Source organism: Nocardioides oceani (assembly GCF_030412965.1).
Classification (GTDB): domain Bacteria; phylum Actinomycetota; class Actinomycetes; order Propionibacteriales; family Nocardioidaceae; genus Nocardioides; species Nocardioides oceani.
On the sequence record NZ_JAUHJQ010000001.1, the window covers coordinates 962,442 to 988,482 of the forward strand.

Here is a 26,041-nt window from a genome sequence, read left to right on the forward strand (position 1 = left end):
GCGGCCTGCGCGAGATCGAGGAATTCCTCCGGCTTCGGTGCTCCCCGCCGGTGAATGAGCCTCACGGCGGGACGCGGCCAAGGGTACGCCACGGCCGACCGAGGCCGCTTCGATAGTCGCGCGAGCGGGCGGATCCCTTCATCCCGTACGGGCCGAGCCAGGCTCGCTACATGTGCCGGTGACGCAGACCAGCACGCGCCCCGGCCACACCGCCCCCTCCTTCGCACGCGGCCGTGAGGGCGGGCCACTACTTGCCGATGACCTCAGGACGACGCGCCACCTCCGTGTCCTGACGTTCCGTGAGCATGCGCAGGAGCCTGTCGCCCTCGACATCGAGGTCGGGCAGCATCCGGTCCAGCCAACGCGGCAACCACCAGGCCTTGTCGCCGAACAGCGACATCAGCGCCGGAGTCAAGGTCATGCGGACCAAGAAGGCGTCGATGAGGATGCCGATCGCAAGCGCGAAGCCGATCTGCTTGATCATCACGTCATGGCTGAAGATGAAGCCGGCGAACACCGAGACCATGATCACCGCGGCGGCGACCACGACACGGCTGGCCTGATCGAAACCGTGAACCACGCCGGCCTCGCCGTGGTGGCCGTGGACGTGGGACTCGCGCATCGAGGAGACCAGGAAGACCTGGTAGTCCATCGCTAGCCCATAGAGGATTCCGGTGACAATGACCGGGATGAAGCTGAACAATGGCCCGCCGGTGTCGACCCCCACCATCCAGCCAAGCCATCCCCAAGAGAACACCGCAGTGGTCACCCCGAAGGTCGCCAAGATGCTGAGCAGGAACCCGAGCGTGGCCTGGATCGGTACGACGAGTGACCGGAACACCACCAGCAGAATCAGGAGCGACAGCCCCACAATGATGATCAGGTACAGCGGGACGATCTCGGCGAGCCGGTCGGACATGTCGATGCCGATAGCGGTGAAGCCAGTGACGCCGATCACGACGTCATGATCCTGGGCGACAGCCGAGCTGGGTGAACGGAGCGCCTGAACGAGGTCGGCCGTGGCATCGTCGTCTGGGCCCGAGGTGGGGATGACACTGAGGACTGCCATCTCCCCGTCCTGACTGGTGCCCACTGGCACCGCAGCGACGATCTCCTTGCGCTGCTGGAGCTGTTGGGTCACCGCGCCGAGGGTCCGAGGCGTGACGGCGGCGCCATCGGCGGACTCCACGGTCACCAGCAACGGACCGTTGTACCCCTCACCGAACCCGCGGGTGACCGCCTCGTAGCTCTGCCGCGCGGCGGTGTCGGTGTTTGCGCTGGCACCCGTCGGCAAGCCGAGGTCCATGCTCGCCGCGGGAACAGCACCCACCCCCAAGACCGCCACTACACCGAGGATCACCGGCCAACGCAACCGCACCACCGCCTTGACCCAGTGGTCGGCCACGCTGTGGCTGTCCTCCTCCCGGCGGGTATGCCCCTTCTTGCGGGCTTTGGCCGACACGATCCGCTCCCCGATCAGTCCGAGCAGAGCCGGCAGCAGGGTCAGCGCGATGAGGACAGCGAGCAGCACCGTGGCCGCGGCGACCAGAGCCATGGTGGTGAGCATGGAGATGCCAATGACGGTGAGCGCGACCAAGGCCACGATCACGGTGAGACCGGCGAAGAGCACGGCGCTGCCTGCCGTTCCAACCGCCCGGCCAGCCGCCTCGCGGGCGTCGAGGTCGCGATCGATGATCAGTCGCCGCTGCCGGTTGACCACGAACAACGCGTAGTCGATTCCCACCGCGAGGCCGATCATCAACGCCAGGACAGGGGTTGCGGTGTTCATCTCCACCGTCGTCGACAGGGCAAACGCCGTTCCCACGCCCACCCCGACCCCGACGAGGGCGGTGATCAATGGAAGGCCAGCGGCGACGAGCGAGCCAAGCGTAAGAACGAGGACCACGGCCGCGACCGCGAGACCGACCACCTCGGCGGCGCCGACCGGGATCTCGATCGCCTTCAGCGAGTCACTCGGCAGGACCCGCAGACCGGTGCCCCGCTCCGCATCCTCGACGACCGACAAGACCGCGGAGACCTGATCGTCGGTCAGCGACGTGGACGGCACGGTGAACTGGAACTGGAACAGCGCCACTGGCGCCTGAGTCGAGACCAGCACCCCCGGCACCGGGGTCCCGTCGAGGACCAGCGGCTGGTACGGCGGCGCCGTCCCCGGCCCGCTTTCCGGCTGGTCAGCCCCAGGCCCTCCCGGCGGCTGCCCCTGACCCTGGCTCAAGTCAGCCGGGTTGATGACCTGGTCCAGCTCGTAGACGTCCTGGACCGTCTCAGCGATCGCGGCCATCCGCGCGGGGGTATCCAGCCGGTCGCCGTCTGGAACGGTGAACACCACACTGGCCTGGCCTCCCGATGCCTCCGGCAGCTCCCGAGAGACCCGATCGAGAACCTGCTGGGCCTCGGTGTTGTCGATCTTCATCTCCGAGGTCACCTTCACCCCGTTGACCACCAGTGCAGCCACGACGGCAGCCAGCACCAACACCCACCCGACGATGATGGGCCAGGGCTTGCCGAAGCAACCGCGCCCGAGGCGGTACAAGAACGTGGACATGGGCTGCTCCTCAGCGAGTGATGTGCGGGTCAGAACCCGGTACGGAGGTGATTGAAGACCTCAGTCAGGAACTCGTCGAACTCCACGGCGTCGCGACTCGGCGGATCGCCAGGAAGGCGGACGTCGACGAGCCCCTCCAGCGCGGTGGAGACCATGCCGTAGACGGCGCCGACCAACAGGGTGAGGTAGGAAGCCGGATAGCGTCCGGCCGCCACGGCGGCCACCCGCTCCTCGACCTCCAACCGCATCCGGTGCTGGACGTGATAGACGTGAGGCGCCAACGATAGATGCGCGCGCGCCAACGCCAGCACCTCCCGCATCCGGGAAAGCCCCGCTGTCGTCAACTGCAGCCGCAGCACGACCTCGACCGCGTCCAGTAACGGGCGCCCATCCGACACGTCCTCGAGTGCGTCGGCGGCAGCCTCAATACCGGCGTAGGCGACCGATGCCACCGCCGCTTCCTTGCAGGGGTAGTGGTTCGCGAATGTACGACGCGAGTAGCCGGCCAACTCTGCGACCTCGTCGATCACGAACCCGTCCAGGCCGCGCTCCTTCGCCAGGCCAAAGGCAGCCTCGGCAAGCGCCTGTGCCGTCGCCGCACGCTTCCTCTCCCTCAGGCCTTGGGTCACGACCATAGCCTCCCAGGCACTTGCCCAACAGGCAAAATTGCCTGATCTGCACATCACATTCTGGTCGCGCCCCCCCGGACCGGCCGCTGCGCAGTCGCCGGCCGCGCGACCCCTCCTCGGAGCGGCTGGTCACCGGCGCGGCACTGCTGCCGATCGCCCTGCTGGGCGGCGCCGTTCAACCTGACCCGGTTCATACCCGGCAGCTCGCCCTACGACCAGCACAGCATCCCCCAGCGGATCCTCGGAATGCCGACCGCCCTGCTGAGCCAAGACCTGATCGTCATCACCGCTGCTCTGGGCCTCGCCATGAGGCGAGCGGCGCGGCGTGGGTGAGTCCTCCGTCTGGGGTGCGCTGAGTCGGCACCGGACGACACTTTGGCGCCGCCAGGAGTCTCGACTTGCATGACGGGGTGTGCTGTACTCAGAGTACAAACTCATTGTTGAAACTGAGAGGGTTGTCTGATAGTCCACGGCCCCAGGCCGATCGCCGCCTCCTGCCGTTGCGCCCCTCGCGGCACTGCACAGGCGAACCACACGCCACACCAGATCCGGCCGTTCGAAGGTGGAGCGGCGTCGAGGGCGCCTGGGAACGAAGCAGACGATGAAGCCACCTGGAGATACCGATGAGCAACCAGCAGCTGACCTACAGCCCGTTCGATCCCGACATCATCGCTGACCCTTACCCGGTCTACCGGCAGCTGCGCAGTGAAGTCCCCGCCTACTGGTCGGAGCAGGCGAACACCTGGGTGCTCAGCCGATACGTCGACGTCTGCGCGGCGCTCGCCGACCCGGCGACCTACTCCTCTGCGTCCGGGATCTTCCCGACCCCTCCCGGGGTGGACATGACCCAGTTGTTCTTGCCCATGCTCATCATGACCGACCCACCGCGACACACCGCGCTGCGCAAGATCGTCAGCAAGGCGTTCACCCCCCGGCGAATCGCCGCACTCGAACCCCACATCCACTCCATCGTGGACGATCTGCTCGATGATTCACCGAAGTCGGATGGGTGGGACTTTGTCTCTGGGTTCTCCGGACCGCTGCCGGCCATCGTGATCGCCGACATGCTGGGCGTGCCGCGGGCAGACCGTGACCGTTTCCGCACGTGGTCCACCACTCTCATACAGTCCAACCCCGCCCGTGGCGAGTTCGGCCCCGGTCTGGAGGCCGCCACATCCCTCTACGACTACTTCTCAGAGTTTCTTGCTGAACGACGCGCGCGCCCTCAGGACGACCTCATGAGCGCGCTGGTCCAGGCCGACGCCGACGGCGAACGCCTCAGCGAGGATGAGCTCCTCGGCTTCTGTCTGCTGCTGCTCGTGGCCGGACACGAGACCACCACGAACCTGCTCTCCAACAGCGCGGTCGTGCTCGCTCAGCAGCCCGATAGCCGCCGGCAACTGGCGGACCGCCCAGAACTCGTTCCCGGCGCCGTCGAAGAGCTGCTCCGCTACGACTCCCCCGTCCAGGGCCTGTCGCGCACCCTTACCCGGCCGGTCGACGTGCACGGACAACACATGGCGACTGGCGAAACCGTGCTGCTGCTCTTCGGCTCCGCCAACCGAGACGACCAGGCATTCTCAGACGCCGACCACTTCGACCTCCATCGCGCTCCCGAACGGCAGGTCGCGTTTGGACGTGGGATCCACTTCTGTCTCGGCGCGGCGCTGGCGCGGCTCGAAGCGCGCATCGCGCTGCAGGCACTCCTCGCCCGCCAACCGGACTGGGAAGTCGACCTGGATTCGGCCGTTCGACTCCGCTCTGGCCCCATCCGCGGCTACCTGTCCCTGCCCCTGGAGTAGCGCAGGTCGGCGGAAGGTCCGGCGCGGGCGACAGCCACACGCAGTTCCTCTTCAGCTGCCGACCGAGGCTCGGCGTGCCACTGCTCGTGCCCGTCGCTCCATCACCGCTGAACCGCGCTTGTGCAGCAGCCACCCACTGATGACCAGTGGCACGCCGAACGCTAGGAACCCGAGATCCCACGACAGTGGGGCGCCGATGTCGTCGCGCACATGGTGAACACCGAGCAGGTGATGATTGACGATGCCCTCCAACAGGTTGAAGATCCCCCACCCCGCGAGAACCAGGCCGAAATGGAAGGACCAACTCGGAGCGAAACGGCCTCCACGCCAAGCCTTGATTGGGGACTGCTGCACGAATAGGTGACATCTGATCTGTGGTGCCGAGAGGTGCCGCTGGAAGGATGTGCACTGTGCCGAAGCCGTACCCCAAGGAGTTCCGCGACGACGTCGTTCGCGTCGCGAGGAACCGTGAGCCGGGAGTCCACCTCAAGCAGATCGCTGCCGACTTCGGCATCAGCGAGTCGTGCCTGACGAACTGGATGAAGACCGCAGACGTCGAGGATGGCGTGAAGCCGGGGACGACCGCTGCCGAGAGCGCCGAACTTCGTGAGGCGAGGAAGAGGATCCGGCTGCTGGAGCAGGAGAACGAGGTGCTGCGCCGCGCGGCGGCCTATCTGTCGCAGGCGAACCTGCCGGGAAAATGATGTACCCGCTCGTCCGCGAGCTGGCCGTGGACGGGATCCCCGTTACGGTGACGTGCCGGGTGCTCAAGATCGCGCGTCAGCCCTACTACCGCTGGCTCCAGCGTCCGGTCACCGACGCCGAGCTGGAGGAGGCCTACCGCGCCAATGCGCTGTTCGACGCCCACCGTGACGATCCCGAGTTCGGCTACCGGTTCCTGGTCGACGAGGCACGCGAAGACGGCGAGCCTATGGCGGAGCGGACCGCGTGGCGGATCTGCTCGGACATGGGCTGGTGGAGCGCGTTCGGCAAGCCCAAGCGCGGGAAGGCGAAGAGGCCCGGCCCACCGGTCCACGACGACCTGTGCGCCACCGTCGACAAGCACGGCGTGATCCGGCACGAGTTCAATGCCGATGGGCCGAACGAGCTGTGGATCGGCGACATCACCGAACACCGCACCGGCGAAGGCAAACTCTACCTCTGCGCGTTCAAGGACGTCTACTCCAACCGGATCGTGGGCTATTCGATCGACTCGAGGATGAAGTCCCGGCTCGCGGTCGCGGCGCTCAACAACGCGGTCGCCAGGCGCGGCGGCGTGGTCGGCTGCATCGTGCACACGGACAGGGGCTCGCAATTTCGGAGCCGGAGATTCGTCCGTGCACTCAACCGTCACCACATGGTCGGATTGAACCGCCCCGGCGAGTCCGGAGAGCTGATTCGTTGGAAGGATCACTCTCATGGCACGTCCCTCGAAGTACCCGACCGAGCTGCGTGAGCGCGCGGTGCGGATGGCGATGGAGTCCCGGCAGGACTATCCGCATGAGGCCGCGGCGATCAGGTCGGTGGCTGCGAAGTTGGGCATCACCTCGACCGAGTCGTTGCGCAAGTGGATCCGGCAGGCCGAGATCGACGGCGGGGTCCGTCCGGGCAAGACCAGCGAGGAGATCGCGGAGATCAAGTCGCTGAAGAAGGAGGTCGCCGAGCTGCGGCGGGCCGACGAGATCTTGAAGGCGGCCTCGGCTTTCTTCGCGGCGGAGCTCGACCGCCCCAACAGGTTCTGATCGACTTCATCGCCGATCACCGCGGGGAGTTCGGGGTCGAGCCGATCTGTCGCGTGCTCGCAGAGCACGGGATCAAGGTCGCCCCGTCCACCTTCTACGAGGCGGTCTCGCGGCGGCCCTCGAAACGAGTGCTGCGGGACGCGGAGCTGGTCGCGCTGATCGAGTCCGAGCGTGCCCGGCAGAAGCTGCTCGCGAGGTTCGGGGCGAGGAAGATGTGGCTGCACCTGCGCGGGAAGGGTCACGACGTGGCTCGGTGCACGATCGAGCGGCTCTACCGCGAGCAGGGCTGGGTCGGCGCGCTGCGGTTGAAGAAGGTCCGCACCACGATCGGTGACCCCGCGGCGGCACGGCCGGGCGATCTGGTCGACCGGCAGTTCTGGGCGAGCCGTCCCGACCAGCTGTGGGTAGCCGACTTCACCTATGTCGCGACCTGGTCCGGCACCGTCTACGTCGCGTTCGTCTTCAACGTCTTCTCCCGCCGGATCGTCGGATGGCGCGCAGCCACCCAGATGACCACCGACCTGGTGCTCGACACCCTCGAGCACGCGATCTGGACCCGCCAGCAGGCCGGCATCACCCACTTGTCGGGGCTGATCCACCACACGGACGCGGGGTCGCAATACGTCAGTTTCGCCTTCACCCAGCGGCTTGTCGACGAGGGTGTCGACCCGTCGGTGGGGTCGGTCGGTGATGCCTACGATAACGCGCTCGCGGAGTCGCAGATTGGGCTCTACAAGGCCGAGCTGATCCGCCCCGAGGGTCCCTGGCGCGGCGTCGAGCACGTCGAACTGGAGACCTTGAACTGGGTCGACTTCTTCAACCACGAGCGTCCCCACGAGTCCCTCGACGACCTGACCCCGATGGCCGCCGAAGAACTCCACTACGCTGCAAAGAACGAGCTCAAGCCGACCGGCTGAGCCACCAAACCCAGCCTCCGGACATGCCGGGGCGGTTCAACTCGGCACGCGAGCACGGCACGGTCGGGGCTGAGTCGTTGGCCGGTGACGACCAGGCCGAGCTCATCGAGACGAGCGAAGGTGGTCAGGTCGGGGCAAGCGAAGCCCGCCTGCGGGGTAGCGTCAGGCACGTCGAGGTCTTCCGGATGGGCAGTGTGAGAACTTCCATCCTTGGGAGACCTCGACGCCTGCCCCAGGACCTACGCGCGCCGACTACCTCACACGCCTGCTACACCCTCAACTGTGAAGAGCCGTCAAAGGGGATGCACCCGTACCCGAGGTTCAGGTTCGACAGCCGGGAGTTCGGCTCCCAATAGTACTGCGCCTTGAGGACCTCGTTCCGCATCCGTAGGAGCAGGTAGCGAAGAATGTTGTAGCCCCGCCGCTTGCCCCGAATGATGCGGCGCGCCTCGTCCATGGCCGGAAAGATCTGCGGGTTGCGGGTACTCGCCGTTCCCCGTGCCTTGAGGTCGTTGTATCGCTCGGGCGTGGCGTCGATGAGGTCGAGCAACGACGAGCCCGCGGTGAGGCCACCCATCACGAACTTGTACTCGGCGGAGTCGGTACGCACCCTGGTCTGTTGGCCGACGATGCGCGCGAAGTGGTTCAGCTCGCAGGGGCGGATAGAGACTTCCCAGTTCCTGATGAGGGTGACGGGCATCCTCTGCCCGAATACCTCAATGGTGGCCGCTTGGAGACCCAGGTTCGCGGAGTAGTTGTCTGCGATGTCTATGCTCGTGAAACCGATGATCCGGTCGGCCTTGCTAACGCGGTTGACGGCCTTGTAGAAGGTGACCTCGTAATACACGCGACCGCCCGTGACGAAGGGGCGGGTCTTATGGATGTAATAGCGATCCCACCGATCGGAGGTCGCTCGTAGCAGGCCGAGGCCCGCCGCGAGGAGCGCCGCCGCGTGATCGCCAACAACAAGGCCTGGGCGAGCGCGGAGGCGGTGCGCCGCGAGTGGCTGGCCACGTTCGTCGCCCGCAAGACCGCCCCGAAGGGTGCCGAGGCCCTGATCTGCGAGTCTTCTCCCCAACCGTCATCAGCGGCTGGGGCCAGCCGGCCAGGCCGAGCCGGCCGGCGTCGACGATGACGTCGTGGCCGTTGCGCTCCAGAGCGCGCAACTGCTCGGTGAGCGGGTCCCACAGCGGTAGAAGGCTGGGCGCCTGGTCGTGGGCCCGGATGCCGGGCAGGAACCACGCCGAGCGCTCGGCCGGTGCCTCGGGGTCCAGCAGCAGCGTCTCGCGCGGTAGGGCGTCGGCCAGCGTTCCGTCGCGCAGGGAGAGGGCAAGGTTGATCAGCCCGCCGGTCGGCTCCTGGGTGCCATGGAAGAAGCCGGCGAAGACCGAGGAGGAACCGGTCGGGTCGGCGTCGACCAGGAGCGCCGGGCGATGCCAGTTGAGGGTGAGCCCGAGCGCCGTGGTCGAGACACCAGGCGAACCGCTTCCGGATGCCAGGACGATCAGCGCCATGCCTCAGCGCTCCCGGGCGTCCAGAACGAGAGCAACCCGTCCGGTGGCGGCACGGGCAGCCAGGTCGGCAGCATCACCCTCGGGCACCGAGACGTCGACGACGGTCTCCCCTGTCTCCTCAACCCGGCTAACACCAACGACGATTGCCTCGACGGTGACCGGGTCCTTGTCGGTGACCTCGCCCTGATCACCGGGGGTGGTGACGATCCGGACGACGTCGCCGCCATAGAGCGGCTCCGAGGGCATCTGGCCGGGAGTGAGGCTGATGCCCACGAGGGACTCCCCTTCCCCCGGAACCAGACTGTCGGTGACGGCCTGCTCAGTGAGCAGGGTGCCGGCCCACAGGTCTACCGCAGCGCGGTTGCCCTCAAGCTCAGCCTTCTGACTGCCAGGAAGCGGCGTCAGCGCGGGATCGACGCTCACCCGAACCACCGAGAGGTCGCCGGCCTCGATGATCTCGCCGCGCTTGACGTCCTGGCTGACGACGAGGACCTCCCGGGTGTCGTTGACCGACGTGAAGACGAACGCGGTTCCCAAGGCGCCGGCGACAACCAAGGCGACGCACAGGGCGAACACCCATGGCCGGCGGCGCCGCCTGGGTCGCGGTCGCGGACGGCCGTCAAGCGCGGGCATCGCGCCCGTGGCGCGCGGTGTCTCGGCTGGCAGGGGTTGAGCGGTGTTCTGCGGCATGGGTCCCGAGTCCTCTCGTGTCTCGATCACCTACGTGTCAAGACGGGCCCGGAGCGATCAACGCGAGCCCAACCCGATAGAACAACACTAGTGCAGTTCTATCGCTCCGCTCGATATCCACAGGTGACCGATCCCGAGATGCCATCGCCCAGTCCTGACCAGAGGGTTACGCGGCTCAATCCCCCCGATGGGACCGAGCATCAACGCCTCCGAACGATCCGGAGTCCATGGGACCACAAAATCGTCCGATCTCCCGGAACGAGTTTTCTCCCTGTGGATATCGGTCAGACCCGACGAAGACGTTTAGACCGAGGCTGTTTCGCTCCGGCGGCGTTGCCGTTGCGCTTCACGGAATGCTGCGACAACAAGCTCCACTGGCTCCCCGAGTGCGGACGCGAGTCCTTCGAGCGACTGTGGTCCGGGTAGCCGAGTCCAGCGTCCTTGCTCCCACGCGTAGTACGTCGGGACAGCCACGTTCACGGACCCGGCGAGTTCGAGAACGGTGAGCCCTGCCTGCAGCCGTAGCGCCCTGAGATCCGAGACGTCGCCGTCGAGGTGGATCAGCCGATGCGGCGGGATGTCGAGGGCCCGCGCGAGCTTGACCACGAAGTCTGGGCGGGGAACTGACGTGCCCAGCTCCCACCGGGATACGCGTTCACCCCCGGCCGCGCCGACCAGACGCGCCAACTCATGCTGAGTCAGACCCGCCTTCTCGCGAGCAGCCCGCAGTTGTGAGGGGTCAAGACCGGAAACCATCAGCGACGAACCCTACCGCCCAACTGCTGTGGGCTTGCGCCTTCTGATCTGACTGCGTCCTGAGGACTGCTGCCCTCCGGGCTACCGACCCGGGACCGACCTCCTCGCGCCGCTCTGTTCTCGTGCAAGTTGGCCGGACTTGATCGCCGCAGGGGGCTGCCCGGACTTAGGAGACCGTCCGGACACTGAGAGGAGCAGTCTCTTGCAGCCCATCGACATTCCCGCCGACTGGAACGGCAGCGCGCTGCTGACCATCGAGGAGTTCTGTTCTCTTGCTCGCACGCCGCAGGGGACGGTGCGCTCCTGGCAGGCACGAGGCATCGGCCCGCGGTTCTGGAGGTTCAACGGCACCGGCCGGCTCTATACGACGGTCGACGAGGTGCGGCGTTGGGTCGCCCCACGATCCGCCGCGATTGATCTTCGAGACGGTGAACTAGGGGGCCGACGGTGAGCGAGGCATCGAGTTGGCGTCCCTTGCTCACCGTTGAGGAGGCGGCTACCTACCTCAACGTTCCGACGAGGTGGGTGGCAGATGCTGTTCGGGAGCGGAGGGTGCGCTGCACGCGGATCGGCAAGCACATCCGATTCCGTCCGGAACACCTCGATGAGTTGATCGACGCAGGCGAGCAGCCAGTCTCCGCATCACCTCACACGCTGAGCGTTGTCCGGCCGCCGAACTCTAACCGTCGCCGCTCAAAGCTGTGAGCAGGGCGCGAGTGTCCTTCCGGCAAAGACGGCAGCACGCCCGCGGCGCGGTGAAGGCCTCGACTGTGAAGGCATCAACCGCCCTCATGTCGCGGCCTCTTTCTCCACCGAACGCGACACGCCCTGATCCCGAGCCGGCTTGGTGCGCTTCTCGGACTTCTTTCCCTTGCCCTTCTTTCCCATCGACGATCCAGGGCCGGGGCGGATCGTCCCTCCGGTCAATGCAGTGTCGATGATGCCGGAGATGAGTTCGTCACCAGCTGGGAGCAGGTGGCCATAGGTGTCGATCGTCGTCGTGATCGACTCATGCCCTAACCGGGCCTGGATGTGAGGCAAGGGCGCGCCGCCAGCCACCAACCACGCGACGTGGGTATGCCGCAGGTCATGGAATCGGAATCGAGCAATGCCTTCGGCCTCGAGCGCCGTCATCAGCTTTCGCCACACGTGCGTGCTGAAGTCCCCGTTGTGCAGCGGGTATCCAGCGTTTGAAACGAACACGAAGTCATCAGCAGCCTTGCCTTCAATGCGCTTGCGCAAGACGGTGAACAGGGCGGGCGAGATGGTGATCGTCCGGCGCGACTTGGTTGTCTTGGGCACGCCCAAGTGGTGGTCGCGCATCGTGTGCTTGGGCTTCAACAGCTTGGCGAGCCACCCTGGAACGTCAGTGGCATCGTCCTCTCCGTTGCGCTTCCACGCCTTGTTGATTCGGACTGTGCGGCGCTCGAGGTCCACATCGGAAACCCAGAGAGCTCCGAGTTCGCCGAACCGCATGCCGGTGCCCACGGCCACGGTCAGGAGGTCGGCGTAGGGTCCGGCCAGCTCGACCGCACGCTGCAGTTCTCGTTCCGTAAGGAACCGCAGCTCCGGTCGTGACTGCTTCACCCTGGACATCCGTGGGGCCGTCCCGACGGCAGGGTTCGCCGACAGCCAGCCGCGCTTGACTGCGTATCCGAAGACTCCGTGGATCAGGCCGTGATAGTTCGCCTTCGTCTTGAGGGACCGGTCCCAGTCGATCAACCAGTCCTTGAGGTCTGCCTCGCTGATCGCCGTGACCGGCTTGGTGAAGATCAGCGATCCTCGGATCCTGGTTACTTCAAGCACGCGGAGGTGGCCCAGATAGCGCTTGCGCTGGCCGGGCGAGAGGTCGACGATCTGGCGGACGTATTCCTCGCCGATGTCGACGAAACGCGGCGGCTCAGTGAGCGGATCTGCCTCGCTGGCTGGTCGGACGAAGCCCTCGCCCTTCACCCAGCCGTCTGGCCATCGCTGGCCGGCAGCGTCCACCATCTTCTTGAAGCCCTCGGCCCGGGCGAGGTTCTGCGCGTCGGTGCCCGCGCTGAAGACCTCGAGCTGTACCGCGCCGTCCCGCGTGCCTCCCAGGCGCCACTTCACGCGCGCCGAGATCCCGCCGTCGGTGCGGCGCCGCTTCTCGATGTATGCCACGTCCAAACCTCTCCGAGTAGAGGCTGGTGCACCCTTCGTGCGCCCTTGGGGGCTCAGGCTAACTCCGGAAATGAGTAAAGCCCCAGGTCATCCCCGGGGCCACTCACGTGCGCGAGGGGGGAGTTGAACCCCCACGCCCTTTCGGGCACACGGACCTGAACCGTGCGCGTCTGCCTATTCCGCCACTCGCGCGTGAAGCGCCGCAAGGTTAGCCCAGCGCGTGAGGTGGGGCCAAACCGGGAACGGAGGGTGCGAGCCGCGGGCCGGCGACATGGTTACGATCGGTCGCGACCCGGCGGCCGACAGGGCCTGTCGGCCCTGCCCGGACCAGGAGTCCGAGAAGCACCCGGCGGCACCAGGCAGAGCGACGTGGAAGGAGGCGGCGGGACGTGGGCGGACTCTCCCGTCTCGAGCAGCGGCTCGAGCAGATGATCTCCGGCGCCTTCGCCAAGGCGTTCCGGTCGGCCGTGCAGCCCGTGGAGATCGCGGCGGCGCTCCAGCGGGAGGTCGACAACAACGCGCAGATCCTCTCCCGCGACCGCCGGCTGGTCCCCAACGACTTCCACGTCGAGCTCTCCGGCCCCGACCTCGAGCGGCTGGCGCCGTACGACACCGCGATGGCCGGCGAGCTGGCCCAGCAGCTGCAGGACCACGCCGACAACCAGGGCTACGTCTTCCCGGGCCCGGTCGCGATCGAGTTCGAGGAGGCCGAGGACCTCACGACCGGCCGCTTCCGGATCCGCAGCCGCGCCCAGGCGCGGGTGACGGGCAACGCCACGCACACCCAGGTACGACGCGCGCGGGCCGTGCTCGAGGTCAACGGCACCACCCAGCCGCTGCACCCGCCGGGCGTGGTCGTGGGGCGCGGCACCGAGGCCGACGTGCGGATCAACGACCCCGGGGTGAGCCGGCGCCACGTCGAGTTCGGCGTGACGACCGAGCGCCGGGGCGGCGACGAGACGGTGCGGGTCGAGGTCCGCGACCTCGGCTCCACCAACGGCATGCTCGTGGACGGGCAGAAGATGGCGCGCTCGGTCCTGCACGACGGAGCGGAGGTGCGCATCGGCAACACGACGATGACGGTGCGCGTGGTCGAGGAGGACGCCTGGGATGTCTGAGCTCACCCTCTTCCTCATCCGGGTGGCCTACCTGGCCATCCTCTGGATCTTCGTGCTCTCGGCGATCTCGGTGATCCGCTCCGACATGTTCGGCGCGCGGGTGCCCGAGTCCGCCCGGGGCGCCGAGCCGCAGCCGCGCCGCACGGGCCGGGCGGGCCGCGCGGGCCGAGCGGGCAAGGACAAGCCGCCGGCCAAGCGCCGCGGCTCCCCCACCCACGTCATCGTCACCGAGGGCAGCAACGTCGGCGAGCGGGCCGAGCTCGACGGCGCCCCGGTCCTCATCGGCCGCGGCAGCGACGCCGCGATCCGCCTCGACGACGACTACGTCTCGACCCGGCACGCGCGCATCGCCGCCTCGGGCGACCAGTGGTTCGTCGAGGACCTCGGCTCGACCAACGGCACCTACATCGGCAGCGTCCGGATCACCCAGCCGACCACGGTCACGCTCGGCACGCAGGTGCGGATCGGCAAGACCATCCTGGAGCTCCGGAAGTGAGCCTGCGCCTCCACTGGTCGGCGATCTCCGACGTCGGCCGGGTCCGCAAGGACAACCAGGACTCCGGGTACGCCGGCCCCTGGCTGCTCACGGTGTGCGACGGCGTCGGGGGCGCGGCGCGCGGCGACATCGCCTCGAGCACGGCCGTGGCGCAGCTGCGCCGCCTCGACGAGCAGCCCACCGGCGAGCCCGAGGACCTGCTGGGCCTGGTCTCCGGCGCCCTCCACCGCGCGCACGACCGGATCAACGACCTCGTCGACGAGGACCCGGGCCTCAACGGCACCAGCACCACCGCGACCGTCGCGCTCTTCGACGGGCACCGCATCGGGCTGGGCCACGTCGGCGACAGCCGGGCCTACCTGTGGCGCGACGGTGAGCTCTCCCAGCTCACCAAGGACCACACCTTCGTCCAGAGCCTCATCGACGAGGGGCGGATCAGCGAGGCGGAGTCCCGCGTCCACCCGCACCGCAACCTGATCCTCAAGGCGCTGGGCGGCCCGGGCGACGTCGACCCCGACCTGTTCCTCATCGAGCTGGTCGCCGGCGACCGGCTGCTGCTGTGCAGCGACGGCGCGAGCGGCGTGCTCGACGACGCCCGGCTCGGCGCCGTCCTCGGCGACGGCACCCCCGACTTCGCGGCGGTCGAGCTGGTGCGCGCCAGCCTGGACGCCGGCAGCTCCGACAACGTCACCTGCATCGTCGCCGACGTCCTCAGCGAGGAGCAGGCGGCCGGCGACCCGGCGTACGCCGAGCTCGAGCCGATGCTGGTGGGCGCCGCCGCCGAGCTGCGCCGCAAGCCGACGCGCGGCACCAAGCCAGGCGGCCTGTTCCGCGCCGGCCGCGCCGGTGACACCGGCGAGCTCGACCCGGTCCCGGCCGACGTCCCCGACGACGTGCCGTTCGCGATCCCCTCCGACCCGATCGACCCCGAGGCCGCCCGCTACGCGCCCCGGCCCCCGCGCCGCCTGGCCTGGCTGCGGCCCCTCTTCGCGCTGCTCCTGCTCGGCGGGGTGCTGTGGATGGCCGCCGCCGCAGCGTGGGCGTGGAGCCAGGACCAGTACTTCGTCGGCGAGGAGGACGGCGCGGTCGTCATCTTCCGCGGCCTCAACACCGACGTGCCCGGCGTCTCCCTGAGCGAGCCCTACGAGACCACCGACGTCACCCTGGAGCGGCTCTCGGACTTCGACGCCGGCAAGGTCCGCGAGGGGATCGAGGTCGACGACCTCGACGACGCCCGCCGCGCGGTCGACAACCTCGCCGCCAAGCAGACCCCCGACTCCTCCGGGTCGGCGACGTCCGGGCCCCCGGCGCCCTCGTCCGGCACGGCCGCCGGGTCGGCACCCGGACCGGAGTCGCGCTGATGGCCGCCGGTCAGCAGGGCGCGATCATGGGCTTCGTGCACCGCCGCCGGCGGGGCGCCGAGCTGTTCCTGCTCGTGCTCGCCCTCGCGGTCGGCATCGGGGCGTACGCCGCCGTGGGCCTCGGCGTCGAGGGCGAGGTCCCCGTCGACCTGCTCGGGTACGGCGGCTGGCTGGCCGGCCTCGTGGTCGCTGCGCACGTGGTGATCCGCTTCGTGGCGCCGTACGCCGACCCGGTGCTGCTGCCGGTCGTCGCGGCGCTCAACGGGCTCGGCCTGGCGGTGATCCACCGGCTCGACCTGGCCGACGGCTCGGCGCTGGCGCGCCAGCAGCTGACCTGGATGACGCTCGGCGTGCTGCTCTTCGTCGGCACCCTCGTCGTGCTGCGCGACCACCGCGTGCTGACCCGCTTCACCTACACCAGCGGGCTGGCGGCCATCGCGCTGCTCCTCCTGCCGATGGTCCCGGGCCTGGGCAAGACCGTGAACGGCGCGAAGATCTGGATCGGCGTCGGACCGTTCAGCTTCCAGCCCGGCGAGGTCGCCAAGGTGCTGCTCGTCGTCGCCTTCGCCGGCTACCTCGTGCTGCACCGCGACGCGCTGGCCCTGGCCGGCCGCCGGGTGCTGTTCGTCGACCTCCCGCGCGGCCGCGACCTCGGCCCGATCCTCGCCATGTGGCTGATCAGCCTCGGGATCCTCGTGCTCCAGCGCGACTTGGGCTCGAGCCTGCTGTTCTTCGGCCTGTTCCTGGTCATGCTCTACGTCGCGACCGAGCGGCCCGGCTGGCTGGTCGTCGGCGGCGCGATGTTCTTCGGCGGCGCCGGCCTCCTCTACTACGTCTCGGTGACGACCGGGCAGCTCTCCCACATCCAGAACCGCGTCAACATCTGGCTCGACCCGATGGCCTACTTCGACCAGTCCCCCGGCAGCGGCCAGCTCGTCGAGTCGCTGTTCGGCATGGCGTGGGGCGGCCTGCTGGGCCGCGGCTTCGGCGAGGGCAACCCCGAGCGGATCCCCTACGCCGAGTCCGACTTCATCATCGGCGCCATCGGCGAGGAGCTCGGCCTGACCGGCGTCATCGCGGTGCTCCTGCTCTACGGCCTCATCGTCGAGCGCGCGCTGCGTGCGGCGCTGATCTCCCGCGACGGGTTCGGTAAGCTGATGGCCACCGGCCTCGCGGCCGTCTTCGCGCTGCAGGTCTTCGTGGTCGTCGGCGGCGTCACCCGGCTGATCCCGCTCACCGGCCTGACCACGCCGTTCCTGTCCTACGGCGGCTCCTCGCTGGTGGCGAACTGGGTGATCGTGGCGCTGGTGCTGCGCGTCTCCGACCTCGCCCGCCGCCCGGTGCCCTCGGTCGGCGACGACGCCACCGACGTCGCCGCGGACGCCGAGACCACCCAGGTGGTACGCCTGTCATGACGATGAACAAGCCGATCCGGACGATCTCGATCTTCTGCCTGCTGCTCTTCCTGGCGCTGATGGTCAACGCGACCTACCTGCAGTACCAGGCGGCCGGCGACCTCAACGACGACCCGCGCAACCGGCGCGTGATCGACGCGGCGTACTCCCGCGAGCGCGGCGCGATCCTCGTCGGGCGGGACTCGGTCGCGGTCAGCGAGCCGGTCGACGACCAGTTCGAGTTCCTCCGCACCTACCCTCAGCCGTTCAAGTACGCCCCGTTGACCGGCTTCTTCGCCTACTCCTACGGCGCCAGCGGCATCGAGCGCACCCAGAACGACGTGCTCTCCGGCGAGGACTCCCGGCTCTTCGTCACCAAGCTGGTCGACCTGGTCAGCAACGACGAGTCCGAGGGCGGCAACGTCCAGCTGACGATCGACCCGGCCGCGCAGGACGCGGCGTACGCCGGGCTGAGCGCGCTCGGCCGCGGGACCCAGGGGTCGGTGGTCGCGCTGCAGCCGAGCAGCGGCAAGGTGCTCGCGATGGTCTCGCTGCCGACGTACGACCCCAACAACCTGGCCTCCCACGACTTCAGCGAGGTCTCGGACACCTGGGACCGGCTCAGCGACGACCCGGCGCAGCCGCTGCTCAACCGCGCGATCCAGACCACGCTCCCGCCGGGCTCGACCTTCAAGGTGGTCACGGCCGCCGCGGCGATCGACGCGGGTCTCTACACCGCGGACGACCTGGTCCCCGGCGGGGCGACCTACCAGCTCCCGCTCACCAGCGACGACACCGGCCTGATCGACAACGAGGGCCGGCCCTGCGGCACAGACCGGATCCCCTTCACCCAGGCCATGGAGCAGTCCTGCAACACGACCTTCGCCGCGCTCGCGGGCGAGGTCGGCGCGGAGCGGATGCTCGAGACCGCGGAGGCGTTCGGCTTCAACAGCGACTACCTCGAGGACCTCCGCCCGCAGGCGGAGTCGGTCTACCCCGGCAAGCTCGACGCCGCCCAGCTCGGCCAGACCGGCATCGGCCAGTACGAGGTGCGCGCGACCCCGCTGCAGATGGCGATGGTCGTGGCCGGCATCGCCAACGGAGGGGTGGTCATGCGTCCCTACCTCGTCGACGAGGTCCAGTCGGCCGACTACGAGGTGCTCGACAAGACCGAGCCCACCGAGCTCTCCCAGGCGGTCCAGCCGCAGACCGCCGACGAGGTGACCGAGCTGATGGTGGCCACGGTCGAGAACGGCACGGCCTCCCCCGCGGCCATCCAGGGCGTCGAGGTCGCCGGCAAGACCGGCACCGCGCAGAGCGGGGACCCCGACCGGCCGCCGTACGCCTGGTTCGTCTCCTTCGCCCCCGACGAGGACATCGCGGTCGCCGTGGTCATCGAGAACGCCGAGATCTCCCGCTCCGAGATCGCCGGTGGCGCCCTCGGCGGCCCGATCGCGAAGGCCGTGATGGAGGCGGTGATCCGGCAGTGAGCGACCCGACCGTGACCTTCGGGGCCCCCGGGCCCCGCTTCGCCGACGACGCGCACCGCTACCGGCTCGACTCCCGGATCGCCACCGGCGGCATGGGCGAGGTGTGGCGCGCGAGCGACACGACCCTGGGCCGCGAGGTCGCGGTCAAGCTGCTCAAGGACGAGTACGCCGACGACGCGACGTTCCGCTCCCGGTTCGAGACCGAGGCCCGCCACGCCGCATCGCTGCACCACCCCGGCGTCGCGGCCGTCTACGACTTCGGCGAGGCCGCGCCGGTCGACGGCTCGGGCGTGCCGCGGCCCTACCTCGTCATGGAGCTCGTCGACGGCCAGCCGCTCTCCGCGCTGCTGCGCGAGGGCCAGCCGCTCGACCCCGGCGCGGTCCGCCACCTGGTCGGGCAGGTCGCCGACGCGGTCGGCGCCGCCCACGCCGCCGGCATCGTGCACCGCGACATCAAGCCGGCCAACCTGCTCGTCACGCCGGACCGGACGGTCAAGATCACCGACTTCGGCATCGCGCGGGCGGCCGACGGCATCGGGATGACCCAGACCGGCCAGGTGATGGGCACGCCGCAGTACCTCTCGCCCGAGCAGGCCCGCGGCAACCCCGCCACGCCCGCCTCGGACGTCTACGCCCTCGGCGTCGTGGCCTTCGAGATGCTCGCCGGGCGCCGGCCCTTCCAGGCCGACTCGCCGGTCGCGACCGCGCTGGCCCACCTCAACGACCCCGTGCCGGACCTGCCGGACTCCGTCCCGGCGGACCTGGCCTCCGTGGTGCGCCGCGCGATGGCCAAGGACCCCGCCGAGCGGTACGCCGACGCGTCGGTGTTCGCCGCGGCGCTGCGCGACCCCTCCACCGAGGTGCTCGCCCCGCCGAGCCCCGCCGCCGAGGAGCAGACCGAGGTCCTGTCCCGGACCGCCCTGGTGCCGCCCCTGGCCGCCGAGGGGGCGACGGCCGTCGTCCCGCCCGTGCCTGTCGCCGCCCCGCCCGCCGCGGCCACCCCCGCCACCGGGACCTCCGCGGTCGCCGAGGAGGACCGCCGCCGGACCGGCCTGGTCATCGGGCTGCTGGTCGCGGCGCTGGTCGTCGCCGGGATCGTCGCCGCGATCGCTCTCGCCGGCCGCGGTGACGACGACGACCCCGTCGAGACCCCCACCGCGTCCGCCGGGACGATCACCATCGACGAGTCCGACTACCTCGACCGCCCGGTCGACGAGGTCCGCCGCGCCCTGAGCCGCGCCGGCCTGAAGGTCACGACCGAGCCCGTCGCCAACCCCGGCGGCGAGACGCCCGGCCTGGTCACCTCGGTCGACCCCTCGGGCCGCCTCGACGAGGGCGAGCGGGTGACCGTGCAGTTCTGGGGACCCGAGCCGGTCGAGGAGCCCACCGAGGAGCCCACGACCGAGGCCCCCACCGAGGAGCCGACCACCGAGGCCCCCACCGAGGAGCCGACCACCGAGGCGCCGTCGCCGGAGCCGACGTTCTCCGAGGAGCCGAGCGAGGAGCCCGCCACGTCCGCGCCGCCGACCCCCACGGCCCCGACCACCCCCGCGCAGGCCAGCACCGCCCCCGCCTCCCCGGCGCAGGCGACGGTCGCGCCGACGCCCGCCAGCGGGGCCACCCCGTGACCGGCCCGGTGGTCGGCGGGCGCTACGAGCTCGGCGAGCTCCTCGGGCGCGGGGGGATGGCGGAGGTCCGCAAGGGCACCGACACCCGGCTGGGCCGGGTCGTCGCGGTCAAGCGGCTGCGCACCGACCTCGCCAGCGACGCGACGTTCCAGGCGCGGTTCCGCCGCGAGGCGCAGTCGTCGGCCTCGCTGAACCACCCCGCGATCGTCGCGGTCTACGACACCGGCGAGGAGACCGCCACCGACGGCAGCGGCGTCGCCCAGCCCTACATCGTCATGGAGCACGTCGCCGGGCGCACGCTGCGCGACATCCTCCGTGAGGGCCGCAAGATCCTCCCCGAGCGGGCCCTGGAGATCACCAGCGGCGTGCTGTCGGCGCTGGACTACAGCCACCGCGCCGGGATCATCCACCGCGACATCAAGCCCGGCAACGTCATGCTCACGCCCTCGGGCGACGTCAAGGTGATGGACTTCGGGATCGCCCGCGCGATCAGCGACGCCTCCTCGACGATGACCCAGACCGCGGCGGTCGTCGGCACCGCGCAGTACCTCTCCCCCGAGCAGGCGCGCGGCGAGACCGTGGACTCCCGCTCCGACGTCTACTCCGCCGGCTGCCTGCTCTACGAGCTCCTCACCGGGCGGCCGCCGTTCGTCGGCGACAGCCCCGTAGCGGTGGCCTACCAGCACGTCCGCGAGCCGGCCCGGCCGCCGTCGGACCACGACCAGGACCTCCCGCCCGAGGTCGACGCGATCGTGATGAAGTCGCTCGCCAAGCGGGTCGAGGACCGGTACCAGTCCGCCGCCGCCATGCGCAGCGACATCGAGCGCTACCTCGCCGGTCGACCGGTCCAGGCCGTCGCGCCGCCCGCTCCGCCGCCGACCACCGTGGTCGCCGCGCCGGTCGCCACTGCGGCGCCCACGACCGCCGTACGTCCCCCCCTGCCGGCCGCCGGCGACGACCGCCCCGGTCGTCGTACCGGGCTGCTGGCCTTCCTCGTCCTGCTCGTGCTCGCGCTCGTGGTCGCCGGCGCCCTGCTGCTGCCGCGGCTCTTCGAGTCCCCGCCCGAGCAGGTGCAGGTCCCGAACCTCATCCGGCTGGGCGACGACCAGGCACGCGCCGCGATCCGCGAGGCGGGGCTCAGCGTCGGCGACGTCTCCTTCGCCGAGAACGAGGCGATCCCCGCCGGCAAGGTCGCCGAGCAGCAGCCGAACCGTGACCAGTACGTCGAGCCCGGCACCGCCGTCGACATCGTGGTCTCCCTCGGCGAGCCGCAGGTCACCGTCCCGTCGGTGGTCGGCCTGACCCGTGCCGACGCGGCCGCGCAGCTGCGCTCGGCCGGGCTGCGGACCAACCAGGAGGAGACGGAGTCCGACGAGCCGGCGGGCGAGGTCGTCGCCCAGGAGCCCGCGGCCGGGCAGGAGGTCGCCGAGGGCGCGATGGTCACCATCGCCTACTCCGACGGTCCCGAGGAGGTGCCCGACGTGGTGGGCCGCCGCCAGCCGGAGGCCGAGCGGATCATCACCGATGCCCGGTTCCGCGTCTCGGTCGTCCGCTCCTCCGACACCACCGAGCCGGCCGGCACCGTGATCCAGCAGAGCCCCAGCGCCGGCGAGACCCTGCCCGAGGGCTCGACGATCACGATCGTCGTCTCCAGCTACGAGCCCACCGAGGAGCCCTCGCCCTCGGACTCCCCCTCACCCTCCGACCCCGGCCTGCCCACGGAGCTGCCCTCGGCCACCCCCTCCCGCGAGGGCCGTCGCTGACGTGCCGCCCGTGCGGTCCGTGCCTCAGTCGAGCGGCTCGGCGTAGGACATGGTGAGGACGCCCTCGTACGCCGGGGCGACGACGTCGTCCTCGACGTCGAGCTCCCAGCCGACGGCGCCGCGGGCGACGGCGTCGAGGTACGCCGCCACGTAGTCGTCCCCGCCGATGCTGGCCTGCAGACCACCGGGGTCGCCGACCGCCTCGATCACGTAGGGCTGGGGGTAGGGCACCCCGTGCAGCGTGACCGCGTTGCCCTCGCACTTGATGCCGGTGGTCGTGATGACCCGCTGGCCGGCGATGGTCACCGCCGTCGCACCGCCGCGCCACAGCGCGTTCACGACGGCCTGGATGTCCTGCTGGTGGACGAGGAACTCGTTGATGTCGGCGTCCGCGGGCTGGGCGTCGACCACCTCGGCGGGCGCGTCGGAGAGCGTGATGCGCACGCCGGCGCCGCGGCGCGGCGCGAGACCGGCCGGGTCGCGGAGCTCGTCGGCCTGGCGGCGCCACTTGGTCACGCCGACGTCGGAGACGGTGCCGGCGAGCCGGTCGACCTCCGCGTCGAGGTCCGAGGCGCGCTCGGCCAGCGCGTCGTACTGGTCGGCCTCGGCCTCCACCAGCGAGGCCAGGTCGGTGTAGCGGCCCGGTCGCAGGTCGGTCCCCGCGCTGTTCTCGGCGCTCGTGACGAACAGCGCGCCGCTGAGCACGACCATGACGGGCGTGCCGATGCGCCAGCCGAGGGTTGCTCGACCGCGGGGCCGGCGCAGCCGGTCGGCCCAGCGACGCGGCGGGTGCTCCTCGGGCCGAGCGTGGGAACCGGACGTCACGACGACTAAGGTAGCCCGCGTCCGCGGCGCCCGGCTGCGGCGAGCCCAGGAACCACCCAGCACCAGCACCAGGAGAGCCCCGTGGCCAAGCAGAAGACCGAGCGCGACCCCCTCGCCCCCGTGCGGGGCCCGATCCTCTCGGTGCGCTCCGTGCTCGCGCTGGTCCTGGCGGTGGTCGGCATCGCGTGGATGGTCTACTACTACGCCTCGGTCCGCCCCGACCCGGCCACCGGCGAGGCGGGCAGCCCGGCGTTCATGGCCGACCTCGGCGACTGGAACTACCTCATCGGCTTCGGCCTGCTGTTCCTCGGCCTGATCGTCGCTGCGCACCCCTCCACCCCGCTCGGCCGTGGCCGCGGCGTGGTCGTCGGGATGCTCGGCTGCTTCCTGATCGGCCTGCTGTGGATCTGCACCTTCTACGTCTTCAGCGACGACCTGACCGACCTGTGGGTCTTCAACGACCTCGGCCAGCTGAACCTCGTGGTCGGCATCGCGTTCATGGCCGTGGGGTTCACCTACGCCACCCGCTGGGAGTGAGCACTCCCACCCGCCGGGCCGCCTGGAGGCGGCCACAGCATCCCGACCGCCGGTCGGCCTCCGGGCCGGCCGGCGGTCGGCATTTGTCCACACCGGTGGATGAACCTGTGCAGAACTACACGCATGTCATTCTGCACAGGATGCTCCACAGCTGTGGACAGCAGGCACGCCCGGGACCCCGCTGCGGGACCCGGGATGGGGTCGCCGCGACGGGGTCCTGCGGACCGGGCGCGGGCGCGGGTCGGACCGTCAGGCCAGGACGAGCGCGCGCGCGGCGATGGCGCCCAGCACGACGAGCGCCACCAGCGCCAGGCCGGCCACCTGGACCGTCGTGCGCCGAGGCCCGCGGGGGGCGTGGACCAGGGCGAGCGCGACGAGCAGGCCGCCGGCGAACCCGCCGAGGTGGCCCTGCCAGGAGATGCCCGGCACGGCGAAGGTCAGCACCACGTTGACCGCGATCAACGCGCCGAGCTGGCGCACGTCGCCGCCGACCTTGCGGGCGAGGACGAACAGCGCGGCGAAGAGGCCGTAGACGGCCCCCGAGGCGCCGAGGGTGGCCTGGTACTCGCCGCCGAACCACAGCACGACGGCCGAGCCGGCGAGCAGCGAGAGGAAGTAGAGCGCGAGGAAGCGCCACCGGCCGAGGGCCGCCTCGAGCTGCGGGCCGAGGACGTAGAGCGCGAACATGTTGAACGCGATGTGCAGCACGGCCTGGTGGGTGAAGCCCGAGGTCAGGACCTGCCAGACCGCGCCGTCGGAGACGCCGGGCAGCCAGGTCCCGCCGACCTGGCAGACCGCGCGCGGGACGTCGTAGCCCCCGTCGCCGAGGACGCACAGCGCCCGGGGCCGCAGCGCCAGCAGGTCGACGAGCCGGCTGGCGGCGCCGCCGGTGGCCAGGATCGCCACCCAGACGGCGACGTTGACCGCGATGAGCGCGATCGAGGTGCTGCCCACCCGCGCCGGCAGGCGTCCGCCGTACGCCGTGCGGCCGCTGCGCGTGGTGCGCGCGCCTTCGGCGACGCAGTCGGGGCACTGGAAGCCGACGGAGGCGTCCCGCATGCAGTCAGGGCAGATGGGACGGCCGCACCGCTGGCAGCGGATGTGCGACTCCCGGCCGGGGTGCCGGTAGCAGACAGGCACCCCGGCCTCGGGGGTCGGCGGGTGGGACTCGGTCACCGGAGGGTCGACGAGGGAGGGTCAGCGAGACGTCAGCGGAGCTCGACGGTCTCGATGACCACCGGCTCGACCGGGCGGTCGCCCGGGCCGGTCTTCGTGGTCGCGATCGCGTCGACGACCTCGCGGGAGGCCTGGTCGGCGACCTCGCCGAAGATGGTGTGCTTGAAGTTCAGGTGCGGCGTGGGGCCGACGGTGATGAAGAACTGCGAGCCGTTGGTCCCGGGGCCGGCGTTGGCCATCGCGAGCAGGTAGGGCTTGTCGAAGACCAGCTCGGGGTGCGGCTCGTCCTTGAACGTGTAGCCCGGGCCACCGGTGCCGGTGCCGAGCGGGTCGCCGCCCTGGATCATGAAGCCGTCGATCACCCGGTGGAAGATCACGCCGTCGTAGAACGGGCCGCTGCGGCCGTTGCCGGCGTCGTAGGACTTCTCGCCGGACGCGAGGCCGACGAAGTTCGCGACCGTCTCGGGGGCGTGGTTCGGGAAGAGGTTGAGGACGATGTCGCCCCGGTTCGTCTTCAGTACGGCCTGCTGGTCAGCCATGGATGTCCTTCACGTGTGACGGGCTGGATCGGCGCGTCGCGGGTTCCGACCGCGACGCGAGTGGGTACTGCACGGCGTACGGCGGCGATGCGCCGCACCCGTCGATCCTCGCACGCTGCGCCAACCGGCCTCCCGGGTGGCCCGGCCGTGCGGTGCGTGATCGAACGGCAGGACCGAACGAGAGGAAGTGACGCGATGCGTCTACGCAAGAAGAAGTCCCTCCTCGATCAGGCCTCGGACTACGTCGACACCGTGCGCCCCCAGGTGGAGGCCGCCGTCGCCCAGGCCAGGGAGGCGGTCGAGGACTTCGTCGAGACCACCGCACGCCCCGCGATCGCCGACGCCAAGGTCAAGGCCGGTCCGGCCCTGGCCGACGCCAAGGTGAAGGCCGCCGCGAGCATCGCGGAGGCCCGGGAGAAGGCCGCGCCCGTCATCGCCGACGCGCGCGAGAAGGCCGGGCCCGCCCTGGCCGACGCCAAGGCCAAGGCCGTCCCGATCGTCGCCGCCGGTGCCGCCGCGGCCGGTGAGAAGGCCGCCGCCGTGCGGACCGCCGCCGAGGGCAAGGTCGCCCAGCTCAAGGGCGAGCCGCCGAAGAAGAAGGGCGGCACCCTGAAGAAGGTGCTGCTCGTCGCCGGGCTCGCCGGCGTCGTCGGCGTGGTCGCCAAGCGGCTCCAGGGCGGCAGCACCAGCGACAACTGGCAGTCCTCCTACGTGCCGAGCCCGCCGCCGAGCGCCAGCACGACCACGAGCACCACGACCACGACGGCCGCCGCGCCGGTCGGCACCGCCACGTCCAGCACCCCGCTGGCCGACGAGGTCGCCGACGACATCGGCGGGGCCTCCCCCGACGAGGCGATCGCCGACGCCACCGAGGTGCCGCACCCGGTCACCACGCCGGACGACCCGGCCGAGGTCACCGACGTCGACGGCCAGCAGCAGTAGTCCGAGCA

The 26,041-nt window shown here is 70.2% G+C and carries 24 protein-coding genes, 1 tRNA gene, 2 pseudogenes and 1 other annotated feature; of the genes and pseudogenes, 14 read left to right on the forward strand and 13 right to left on the reverse strand.

Translation table 11 applies throughout. The features are described 5' to 3' along the window. Positions 1 to 247 precede the first annotated feature (247 nt). Both QWY28_RS04625 and QWY28_RS04630 read right to left on the reverse strand, forming a co-directional pair. Complete coding sequence (locus QWY28_RS04625; protein WP_300951124.1) at positions 248 to 2,566, reverse strand: MMPL family transporter; 2,319 nt, start codon at positions 2,564 to 2,566, stop codon at positions 248 to 250. 29 nt (positions 2,567 to 2,595) lie between these two features. Next, positions 2,596 to 3,195: a TetR/AcrR family transcriptional regulator gene (locus QWY28_RS04630; RefSeq protein ID WP_179516875.1), complete on the reverse strand. Its 600-nt coding sequence runs from the start codon at positions 3,193 to 3,195 to the stop codon at positions 2,596 to 2,598. 623 nt (positions 3,196 to 3,818) lie between these two features. Between QWY28_RS04630 and QWY28_RS04635 the strand changes: the two genes are divergently transcribed. Next, complete coding sequence (locus QWY28_RS04635; protein ID WP_179516874.1) at positions 3,819 to 4,997, forward strand: cytochrome P450; 1,179 nt, start codon at positions 3,819 to 3,821, stop codon at positions 4,995 to 4,997. A 51-nt stretch (positions 4,998 to 5,048) separates the two neighbouring features. Here the strand turns inward: QWY28_RS04635 and QWY28_RS04640 are convergent, their stop codons facing one another. Continuing rightward, the gene (locus tag QWY28_RS04640; RefSeq protein ID WP_218848686.1) at positions 5,049 to 5,351 is read right to left on the reverse strand and encodes a DUF2243 domain-containing protein; all 303 of its coding nucleotides are present in this window, start codon (positions 5,349 to 5,351) and stop codon (positions 5,049 to 5,051) included. Between the two features lie 47 nt (positions 5,352 to 5,398). Here QWY28_RS04640 and QWY28_RS04645 point away from each other — a divergent pair. Next, positions 5,399 to 6,342 (forward strand): annotated as a pseudogene (locus tag QWY28_RS04645) (IS3 family transposase); the annotation flags it as partial. Positions 6,343 to 6,415: 73 nt separating this feature from the next. Next, a protein-coding gene (locus tag QWY28_RS04650; protein WP_300951125.1) for an IS3 family transposase occupies positions 6,416 to 7,656 on the forward strand; the annotation gives its coding sequence in 2 pieces (ribosomal slippage) (positions 6,416 to 6,698 and positions 6,698 to 7,656; 1,242 coding nt in all). Then, positions 6,697 to 6,825: a sequence feature (AL1L pseudoknot), on the forward strand. (Overlaps the previous gene by 129 nt.) 8 nt (positions 7,657 to 7,664) lie before the next feature. On the opposite strand, the pseudogene QWY28_RS24715 reads toward QWY28_RS04650, so the two are convergent. From QWY28_RS24715 to QWY28_RS24415, 5 genes and pseudogenes are all read right to left on the reverse strand, one after another. Then, positions 7,665 to 7,826, reverse strand: a pseudogene (locus QWY28_RS24715) (ISL3 family transposase); the annotation flags it as partial. Between the two features lie 98 nt (positions 7,827 to 7,924). Continuing rightward, positions 7,925 to 8,503 carry a hypothetical protein gene (locus QWY28_RS04655; protein WP_300951126.1) on the reverse strand — a complete coding sequence of 193 codons (579 nt, stop codon included), beginning with the start codon at positions 8,501 to 8,503 and terminating at the stop codon, positions 7,925 to 7,927. A 28-nt stretch (positions 8,504 to 8,531) separates the two neighbouring features. Beyond that, entirely contained in the window at positions 8,532 to 9,170 is a 639-nt protein-coding gene (locus QWY28_RS04660) for a hypothetical protein (protein ID WP_300951127.1), read from the reverse strand. 3 nt (positions 9,171 to 9,173) lie between these two features. Further along, positions 9,174 to 9,860, reverse strand: a complete 687-nt coding sequence (locus QWY28_RS04665) for an SAF domain-containing protein (protein ID WP_242530422.1) — start codon at positions 9,858 to 9,860, stop codon at positions 9,174 to 9,176. Positions 9,861 to 10,163: 303 nt separating this feature from the next. Continuing rightward, a complete protein-coding gene (locus QWY28_RS24415) occupies positions 10,164 to 10,616 on the reverse strand; it encodes a helix-turn-helix transcriptional regulator (RefSeq protein WP_179516869.1) in 453 nt (150 codons plus the stop codon). A gap of 202 nt (positions 10,617 to 10,818) precedes the next feature. Between QWY28_RS24415 and QWY28_RS04670 the strand changes: the two genes are divergently transcribed. Next, complete coding sequence (locus QWY28_RS04670) at positions 10,819 to 11,067, forward strand: hypothetical protein (protein ID WP_179516868.1); 249 nt, start codon at positions 10,819 to 10,821, stop codon at positions 11,065 to 11,067. Then, positions 11,064 to 11,321 (forward strand): helix-turn-helix domain-containing protein, encoded by a 258-nt coding sequence (locus QWY28_RS24420; protein WP_179516867.1) that lies wholly within the window; start codon positions 11,064 to 11,066, stop codon positions 11,319 to 11,321. The genes QWY28_RS04670 and QWY28_RS24420 overlap by 4 nt, the downstream gene beginning before the upstream one ends. A gap of 84 nt (positions 11,322 to 11,405) precedes the next feature. On the opposite strand, the gene QWY28_RS04675 is transcribed toward QWY28_RS24420, so the two are convergent. Both QWY28_RS04675 and QWY28_RS04680 read right to left on the reverse strand, forming a co-directional pair. Further along, positions 11,406 to 12,764 (reverse strand): tyrosine-type recombinase/integrase, encoded by a 1,359-nt coding sequence (locus tag QWY28_RS04675; RefSeq protein ID WP_179516866.1) that lies wholly within the window; start codon positions 12,762 to 12,764, stop codon positions 11,406 to 11,408. Between the two features lie 108 nt (positions 12,765 to 12,872). Beyond that, positions 12,873 to 12,956: transfer RNA gene (locus tag QWY28_RS04680), tRNA-Leu, on the reverse strand. A gap of 197 nt (positions 12,957 to 13,153) precedes the next feature. On the opposite strand from QWY28_RS04680, the gene QWY28_RS04685 reads away from it, so the two are divergent. The 7 genes from QWY28_RS04685 to pknB are packed head-to-tail and all read left to right on the forward strand — an operon-like array spanning position 13,154 to position 22,014. Next, on the forward strand, positions 13,154 to 13,882 hold the full coding sequence (locus tag QWY28_RS04685; protein ID WP_300951128.1) for an FHA domain-containing protein: 729 nt from the start codon (positions 13,154 to 13,156) through the stop codon (positions 13,880 to 13,882). Next, on the forward strand, positions 13,875 to 14,378 hold the full coding sequence (locus QWY28_RS04690; protein ID WP_300951129.1) for an FHA domain-containing protein FhaB/FipA: 504 nt from the start codon (positions 13,875 to 13,877) through the stop codon (positions 14,376 to 14,378). The genes QWY28_RS04685 and QWY28_RS04690 overlap by 8 nt, the downstream gene beginning before the upstream one ends. Next, positions 14,375 to 15,739 (forward strand): PP2C family protein-serine/threonine phosphatase, encoded by a 1,365-nt coding sequence (locus QWY28_RS04695; RefSeq protein ID WP_300951130.1) that lies wholly within the window; start codon positions 14,375 to 14,377, stop codon positions 15,737 to 15,739. Before QWY28_RS04690 ends, QWY28_RS04695 begins: the two co-directional genes overlap by 4 nt. Next, entirely contained in the window at positions 15,739 to 17,154 is a 1,416-nt protein-coding gene (locus QWY28_RS04700) for an FtsW/RodA/SpoVE family cell cycle protein (protein WP_300951131.1), read from the forward strand. The genes QWY28_RS04695 and QWY28_RS04700 overlap by 1 nt, the downstream gene beginning before the upstream one ends. After that, positions 17,151 to 18,623 (forward strand): peptidoglycan D,D-transpeptidase FtsI family protein, encoded by a 1,473-nt coding sequence (locus QWY28_RS04705; protein ID WP_300951132.1) that lies wholly within the window; start codon positions 17,151 to 17,153, stop codon positions 18,621 to 18,623. The genes QWY28_RS04700 and QWY28_RS04705 overlap by 4 nt, the downstream gene beginning before the upstream one ends. After that, entirely contained in the window at positions 18,620 to 20,251 is a 1,632-nt protein-coding gene (locus QWY28_RS04710; protein ID WP_300951133.1) for a protein kinase domain-containing protein, read from the forward strand. Before QWY28_RS04705 ends, QWY28_RS04710 begins: the two co-directional genes overlap by 4 nt. Beyond that, positions 20,248 to 22,014, forward strand: a complete 1,767-nt coding sequence (gene pknB / locus QWY28_RS04715; protein WP_300951134.1) for a Stk1 family PASTA domain-containing Ser/Thr kinase — start codon at positions 20,248 to 20,250, stop codon at positions 22,012 to 22,014. Before QWY28_RS04710 ends, pknB begins: the two co-directional genes overlap by 4 nt. Positions 22,015 to 22,038: 24 nt before the next feature. Here the strand turns inward: pknB and QWY28_RS04720 are convergent, their stop codons facing one another. Beyond that, positions 22,039 to 22,839, reverse strand: coding sequence for a DUF881 domain-containing protein (locus QWY28_RS04720; RefSeq protein ID WP_300951135.1), 801 nt, complete (start codon positions 22,837 to 22,839; stop codon positions 22,039 to 22,041). A gap of 81 nt (positions 22,840 to 22,920) precedes the next feature. Here QWY28_RS04720 and QWY28_RS04725 point away from each other — a divergent pair, with 81 nt between their 5' ends. Further along, positions 22,921 to 23,376, forward strand: coding sequence for a cell division protein CrgA (locus tag QWY28_RS04725; protein WP_300951136.1), 456 nt, complete (start codon positions 22,921 to 22,923; stop codon positions 23,374 to 23,376). 249 nt (positions 23,377 to 23,625) lie between these two features. On the opposite strand, the gene QWY28_RS04730 is transcribed toward QWY28_RS04725, so the two are convergent. Both QWY28_RS04730 and QWY28_RS04735 read right to left on the reverse strand, forming a co-directional pair. Further along, the gene (locus QWY28_RS04730) at positions 23,626 to 24,435 is read right to left on the reverse strand and encodes a rhomboid family intramembrane serine protease (protein ID WP_300951137.1); all 810 of its coding nucleotides are present in this window, start codon (positions 24,433 to 24,435) and stop codon (positions 23,626 to 23,628) included. A gap of 149 nt (positions 24,436 to 24,584) precedes the next feature. Continuing rightward, positions 24,585 to 25,091: a peptidylprolyl isomerase gene (locus tag QWY28_RS04735; protein ID WP_300951138.1), complete on the reverse strand. Its 507-nt coding sequence runs from the start codon at positions 25,089 to 25,091 to the stop codon at positions 24,585 to 24,587. A gap of 195 nt (positions 25,092 to 25,286) precedes the next feature. On the opposite strand from QWY28_RS04735, the gene QWY28_RS04740 reads away from it, so the two are divergent. Further along, the gene (locus tag QWY28_RS04740) at positions 25,287 to 26,033 is read left to right on the forward strand and encodes a hypothetical protein (RefSeq protein WP_300951139.1); all 747 of its coding nucleotides are present in this window, start codon (positions 25,287 to 25,289) and stop codon (positions 26,031 to 26,033) included. Positions 26,034 to 26,041: the final 8 nt, after the last annotated feature.